The organism is Polaromonas sp. CG_9.7 (assembly GCF_015752205.1).
Classification (GTDB): Bacteria; Pseudomonadota; Gammaproteobacteria; order Burkholderiales; family Burkholderiaceae_C; genus Polaromonas.
Genome location: NZ_JADOVG010000010.1, coordinates 169,449 through 176,167, shown reverse-complemented (window position 1 = coordinate 176,167; position 6,719 = coordinate 169,449). Strand labels below are relative to the sequence as shown.

Below are 6,719 nucleotides of genomic sequence, written 5' to 3'. Positions count from 1 at the left end.
TCTCTTCGTTTCCATAGTGCCCACTTGTTTGTTTCGTGGACACTATGTTTGACCGCTTTCTTCCCAGTCTCAAGATGGCATGGCTGGCCGCTTACCCTGAAACGACATAAGGCATGAAAAAACCCGCAGTAGCTATGAACTACGCGGGTTTTGAGTGAATGTGAAACGCTGTGATATGACAATTTGGAGCGGGTGAAGGGAATCGAACCCTCGTATGAAGCTTGGGAAGCTGCCGTTCTGCCATTGAACTACACCCGCATGGCAAATATTTTACTTGAGGTGATGGCGCTTCATGCTTTTTGCCTCAAGCCATTTGTCAGACCCGTCGAGCCGGGGCTTCGCCAGCCACGAAATATCGCGCTGTTGAACGGGCCAGCGGTGTTTTGCCACGAATCTTGTCCGCGATCTTCTCGGCCATCATGATCGTGGGCGCGTTCAGGTTGCCGGTGGTGATCTCCGGCATGATGGACGCGTCCACCACCCTTAGCCCTTGCAGGCCATGGACACGGCCTTCGTTGTCGACCACGGCCATGTCGCCGACACCCATGGCGTTGGTGCCGCAGGGATGGTATGCCGTTTCGGCATTTTCGCGCACAAATGCGTCGAGCTCGGCATCGCTTTTTGCAGATTCACCGGGGGTGATTTCGCGGCCTGCGTAAGGCTTTAGTGCTGGCTGGCGCATGATCTCGCGCGTGATGCGAATGCCTGAGCGGAACTCGGCCCAATCTTGCTCCGTGGACATGTAGTTGAACAAAATGCTCGGGTGCTGGTGCGGGTCTCTTGAGCGCAGGTGCACACGACCCCGGCTGGGCGAGCGCATGGAGCCCATGTGGGCTTGGAAGCCGTGAACCTTGATGGGATTGCTGCCGTTGTAGTTGATCGCGACAGGCAAAAAGTGGAACTGGATATTGGGCCAGTCGAATTGGTCCGATGACCGGATGAAGCCACCCGCCTCGAAATGGTTGCTCGCGCCGACGCCCGTGTTTAAAAACATCCATTCAGTGCCAATGGCAGGCTGGTTCCACCACTTCAATGCGCCCACCAGCGACACCGGTTGCAGGCATTCGTATTGTTGGTAGACCTCCAGGTGGTCTTGAAGGTTGGCACCCACGCCAGGCAGGTCGTGCACCACGGGAATGTCAAGCGATTTCAGCAGCGGCGCAGGTCCGACGCCTGAGCGCTGAAGAATTTGCGGTGAGGCGATTGCGCCTGAACACAGTAGCACTTCGCGCTTGGCGTTGGCAGTTGCGGACTTGTCCCCGAGCAAGTAGTCCACGCCAATGGCGCGCGTGCCGGAGAACACGATGCGATCGGTCAACGCATGGGTAATGATGGTCAGGTTGGGACGCTGCCGGGCCTGATCCAGGTAGCCGCGGGCCGTGCTGGCGCGTCGGCCTTTGGGCGTGGTGGTGCGGTCCATTGGACCAAAACCCTCTTGCTGGTAGCCGTTGAGATCGTCAGTACGTGGGTAGCCGGCTTCGACACCAGCATCCACCATGGCCTGGAACAGCGGGCTGTGATCAGGTTTGGGGGTGGCGACGCTCAGGGGTCCGCTGTCACCGTGGTAGTCGTTGCCACCAATGTCCCGGGTTTCGGCTTTTCGAAAATAGGGCAGGCAGTCGAGGTAGGTCCAGTCTTCCAAGCCTTCGCGCTGTGCCCAGCCGTCGTAGTCTAGGGCGTTGCCGCGGATGTAACACATGCCGTTGATAAGTGACGAGCCACCCAACCCCTTGCCGCGCCCGCATTCCATGCGCCGGTGGCTCATGTGGGGTTCTGGATCGGTCTCATAGGCCCAGTTGTAGCGGCGGCCTTGCAACGGAAAAGCCAGGGCGGCAGGCATCTGGGTGCGAAAGTCGAGACGGTAGTCGGGACCGCCAGCTTCAAGCAGCAAGACACTCACATCGGCATCTTCTGTCAGCCGCGTGGCCAGCACATTGCCTGCTGAACCGGCGCCGATGATGATGTAGTCAAATTCTTGATTGGCCATAGGGGTGTGTTTCTCCTTGCTGGCTCAGAACACCGACGCGTATGCGCCGAGTTCGACCTGAATGGATTTGTTGCGGGTGTACGCCTTGAGCGTTTCGATTCCGTTTTCCCGGCCCACGCCCGACTGCTTGTAACCCCCCACCGGCATTTCAGCGGCGGATTCGCCCCAGGTGTTGATCCAGCAGATGCCAGCCTGCAATTGATGGATCACGCGGTGCGCCGTGTTGAGGTTTTGCGTGACCAGGCCAGCAGCGAGGCCATAGGCCGTGTCGTTGGCACGGCGGATCACTTCGGCTTCGTCGTCAAAACCAAAGATGGCCATGACTGGGCCAAAGATTTCGTCTCTTGCGATCTTCATGTGGTCGGCGCAGTCGGTGAAAACCGTGGCTTGCACGTAAGCGCCTTTGGCCAATGCGCCCTCGGTGGCGCGTTTACCGCCAACCAGAAGCCTGGCGCCTTCGACCTGGCCCGATGCGATGTACCCCAGGACTTTTTCCATGTGTGCATGGCTCACCAAGGGACCAAAATTGGTGTTTTCATCTTGTGGGTCGCCCAGGCGGATACGCTTGACGCGCTCCACGATTTTTGTTTCAAGAACCTGCTTGACTGAGCTGTGAACAAACACGCGGGTGCCGTTGGTGCATACCTGGCCTGAGCTGTAGAAGTTGGCCATCAGGGCTATATCTGCAGCGCGGTCCAGGTCGGCATCGGCAAAGACGATCAGAGGCGACTTGCCGCCCAGCTCCATGGTCACATCCTTGAGTGTGGAGCTTGAGGCGCTGGCCATGACTTTTTTGCCTGTGATGGTACCGCCGGTGAACGAGATTTTCTCAATGCCCGGGTGCTCGGTGAGCCATGTGCCCACGGCTGCGCCACCGTTGACCACGTTGAACACGCCAGGGGGCAGGCCGGCTTCGGTGTAGATTTCGGCCAATTTCAAGGTGGTCAAGGGGGTCACTTCGCTGGCTTTGAAGACCATGGCATTGCCTGCGGCGAGGGCCGGCGCCGACTTCCAGAGCGCGATCTGGATGGGGTAGTTCCACGCGCCGATGCCCGCGACCACGCCGATGGGCTCGCGGCGTGTGTAGACAAAGGCGGTGTCGCGCAGCGGCACTTGCATGCCTTCAATGGCAGTGGCCAGCCCCGCGTAATACTCCAGCACGTCTGTTCCTGTCACGATGTCGACGAAGCGCGTTTCCGACACTGGCTTGCCCGTGTCCAGCGTCTCCAGGTCGGCAAGTTCGTCATTGCGTTCGCGCAGTATTTCGACCGCTTTGCGCAAAACACGCGAGCGCTGCATCGCGGTGTAGCCCGCCCAGATGCGTTGACCGGTCTTTGCGCTGGCTACGGCTGCGTCAACGTCTTGCTTGGAGGCGCTTTGCAGGGTGGCGAGAACGGCACCTGTAGCCGGGTTGAGTGTGTCGAACGTGTCGCCGCTGGTGGCATTCACGCGGACGCCACCAATATAGAGTTGTTGCAGGGAAATGGCAGGCATGAAAGGCCTCCTTGTTCAGTGTTCAAAAAAATAGCAAAGCGCAACAGCCCTTAAAAGCCGATTGCAGTGCAGACACGCAGGTCAGCCCATGGCTTTGCCCAGCAGGGCGTGGTAGAGCTCGCGATCACCCAGGATGCCGACCAACCGATCGCCATCGCACAGCACCAGTTTCTGGCCAGTCTGGTAGCGGATGTGCAGCGCGTCGCGCATGCCAATCTTGGCATTGACGACCGTAGGCAGTCGGGAGTTGAGCGCTTCAATGCTGTCACCGGCCGACCAGTGTTGCAAACTGATGGCGTCGTCTCCACGGCGAACGCTGTCCAGTGCGCCCTGATCGTTGAGCTTGAGCCAGATGTGGGCCACGTCATCGACACAGATTTCACCATCGCATTGTTCAAACTCGGCAATCGGTCGCATCAGGCTGTGGCCTCTGAGCACGTTCAAAGGATTGGTGTGCGCAACAAAGGAGCGTACGTAATCATTGGCCGGGTTGAGCACGATTTCTTCCGGCTTGCTGTGCTGAACAATCTGGCCACCTTTCATGATGACAATGTTGTTTCCCAATTTGAGCGCTTCATCCAGATCGTGGCTCACGAATACGATGGTCATGTTCAATTGGCGTTGCAGGCCCAGTAACTCGTCTTGCAAACCTTGGCGGATCAGTGGATCAAGTGCCGAAAACGGCTCGTCCATCAGCAAGATGTCGGCATCCATGGCAAGCGCCCTGGCCAGGCCGACGCGCTGCTGCATGCCGCCCGATAGCGCGTCGGGGCGTTTGTCGCGCCATTGAGAAAGACCCACCAATTCAAGCTTGTCGTTGATGCGCTTCTTGCGCTCACCGCTGGGCAAGCCTTGCATTTCCAGGCCCAGGCTCACGTTTTCTGCCACGGTCAGCCACGGCATGAGCGCGAACTTCTGGAAAACCATTGCAATGCGCTGAGTGCGCATGGCTTTCATCTGTGCGGCCGAACAATTGGCCATGTCTACCTGGACACCTTCATGCTCAATCAGCAGGCGGCCACGGCTCACGGTGTTAAGGCCATTGATGCAGCGCAGCAGGCTGGACTTGCCGGAGCCCGACAGGCCCATGAGCACGCAAATCTCGCCACGTTCAACCGACAAGTTGGCTTTTTCCACCCCAACGATCAGACCGGTTTTTTTGAATATTTCATCGCGTGAAAAACCTTGATCGAGCAGATCGAGCGCGGGCTTGGGCGAGTTGGAGAAAACGACATCAAGGTCTTGAATCTGGATCAGGCTCATGCGGCTCCTCCCTTCGATGGAGCGCGCTGTTTACACACGCGGTCCAGGATGATGGCCAGCAACACAATTGCCAGACCAGCTTCAAAACCCACAGAAATGTCCGCCGTGTTCAAGGCGCGCACGACCGGCTTGCCCAGGCCATCAGCGCCCACCAGGGCCGCCACCACCACCATGGACAGTGACAACATGATGCACTGAGTGATGCCCGCGGAAATGCTGGGCATGGCATGGGGCAACTCGATACGGGTGAGTAATTGGGTGCGCGAGCAGCCAAAGGCCTTGCCAGCGTCCATCAGGTCGGTGGGCACATCGCTGATGCCAAGATAGGTGAGGCGAATTGGCGCGGCCAAGGCAAAGACCACTGTAGAAATCAAGCCGGGCACGACACCCAGTCCAAACAGGGTCAGTGTGGGTATCAGGTAAACAAACGTCGGCACCGTTTGCATCAGGTCCAGCACCGGCTGTATGACCATATAAAAGCGGGGTTTGTGGGCAGCGTAAATGCCAATCGGTACACCAATGATCACGCACACCAAAGTGGCAAACAGCACTTGGGCCAGTGTTTCAATGGTTTCTTGCCAGTAACCCAGGTTAAGGATCAACAAAAACGAGGCAACGCAAAAGAGGGTCAACATCCATTTGCGCTGAATGCCATGGGCAATCAAACCAAAAATGGCGATCAGCGCCAAGGGATGAAACCAGAGCAGCGATTGAGTGGAACCATTAATGGCTGCACCGAGGGTGTCAGCGAAAGCGTCGAAATAGTCGGCGCCGTGCAGCGTGAGCCAGTCGATGAAGTTAGCAATGTAATTGCCAAGGGGGATTTTTTGAATTTCCATGGAGCGAAGAAAGATCGCCAAAAGGCGGGCTCACCTGGTGATGCGGGTGAGGGCTTTTGAGCTCTTTGCGGCTTGTGACCACCAAGGCTCAGGGAGCGGCCTTATTTAGCCAGCGCGGCATTCACCACGCCAAGGGCCGGCTTGCTGCCGTCAAAATTGGTTACGCCGTCGAGCCAGGCTTCCAGCACGGATGGGTTGGCTTTGAGCCAGGCGGTGGCTGCGGCACGGGGCTTTTTCTTGTCGTTCAAGACAGCGCCCATAAGCTCATTTTCCATCTTCAGGTTGAATTTGAGGTTGCTCAGCAGCTTGCCTACATTGGCGCACTCTGCGACATAGCCCTTGCGCACGTTGGTATAGATGGTGGCGCCGCCGAGATTGGGGCCGAACACGTCGTCGCCCCCTTCGAGATACCTCATCTTGAAGCGGCTGTTCATGGGATGCGGCTCCCATCCCAGGAATACCACCCACTTGTTGCGGCGCTCGGCGCGCTCAACCTGCGACATCATGCCGGCTTCGCTGGACTCGACCAGCTTGAATTTGCCCAATTCAAATTTGTTTTCGTCGATGATGCCCTGGATCAGGCGGTTCCCATCGTTGCCGGGTTCTATGCCATAGATCTTGCCACCGAGTTTTTTCTGAAACTTGGCGATGTCGGCGAACGACTTCAATCCGGCATCGTATGCGGCAGCAGACACGGCCAGCGTGTACTTGGCGCCTTCCAGATTGGCACGCACTGTTTCTACGCTGCCGTTGTCGCGGTAAGGCTTGATGTCGGCTTCCATGGTGGGCATCCAGTTGCCCAGGAACACATCGATGTCATTGTTTTCCAGCGACTTGTAGGTCACGGGTACCGAGACCAGGTGGGTCTTGGTCTTGTATCCAAAGGTATTCAGGATTTTGCTGGTAACCGCAGAGGTGACGGTGATGTCGGTCCAGCCGACGTCGGCAAAGCGCACATTTTTGCATGTGGCAGGTTCGGCGGCCTGGACCAACAGGGGCGAGCCGAGTACGGCCGCGAGCAACACGGATTGGGCAATATTCATAAGCGTAAATTCCTGGGTGATAGCCCTGCGCATCATGAAAAAACGCGCATTGACTGACTGCAGTGGCAACAAAACAATATCGCCCAGCGCTGT

5 protein-coding genes and 1 tRNA gene are annotated in these 6,719 nt (G+C 57.6%); all 6 read right to left on the bottom strand.

The features are described 5' to 3' along the window. Positions 1-184: 184 nt before the first annotated feature. A tRNA-Gly gene (locus tag IWX87_RS12210) sits at positions 185-258 on the bottom strand. Positions 259-316: 58 nt separating this feature from the next. Beyond that, positions 317-1,987 (bottom strand): choline dehydrogenase, encoded by a 1,671-nt coding sequence (gene betA, locus IWX87_RS12205; protein ID WP_196863787.1) that lies wholly within the window; start codon positions 1,985-1,987, stop codon positions 317-319. Between the two features lie 24 nt (positions 1,988-2,011). Further along, entirely contained in the window at positions 2,012-3,481 is a 1,470-nt protein-coding gene (betB, locus tag IWX87_RS12200; RefSeq protein ID WP_196863786.1) for a betaine-aldehyde dehydrogenase, read from the bottom strand. A gap of 81 nt (positions 3,482-3,562) precedes the next feature. Then, positions 3,563-4,744, bottom strand: a complete 1,182-nt coding sequence (gene choV / locus IWX87_RS12195) for a choline ABC transporter ATP-binding protein (RefSeq protein WP_196863785.1) — start codon at positions 4,742-4,744, stop codon at positions 3,563-3,565. Beyond that, on the bottom strand, positions 4,741-5,583 hold the full coding sequence (choW, locus tag IWX87_RS12190; RefSeq protein ID WP_196863784.1) for a choline ABC transporter permease subunit: 843 nt from the start codon (positions 5,581-5,583) through the stop codon (positions 4,741-4,743). The genes choV and choW overlap by 4 nt, the downstream gene beginning before the upstream one ends. Positions 5,584-5,684: 101 nt before the next feature. Next, positions 5,685-6,626 carry a choline ABC transporter substrate-binding protein gene (locus IWX87_RS12185; RefSeq protein WP_196863783.1) on the bottom strand — a complete coding sequence of 314 codons (942 nt, stop codon included), beginning with the start codon at positions 6,624-6,626 and terminating at the stop codon, positions 5,685-5,687. Between the last annotated feature and the right edge of the window lie 93 nt (positions 6,627-6,719).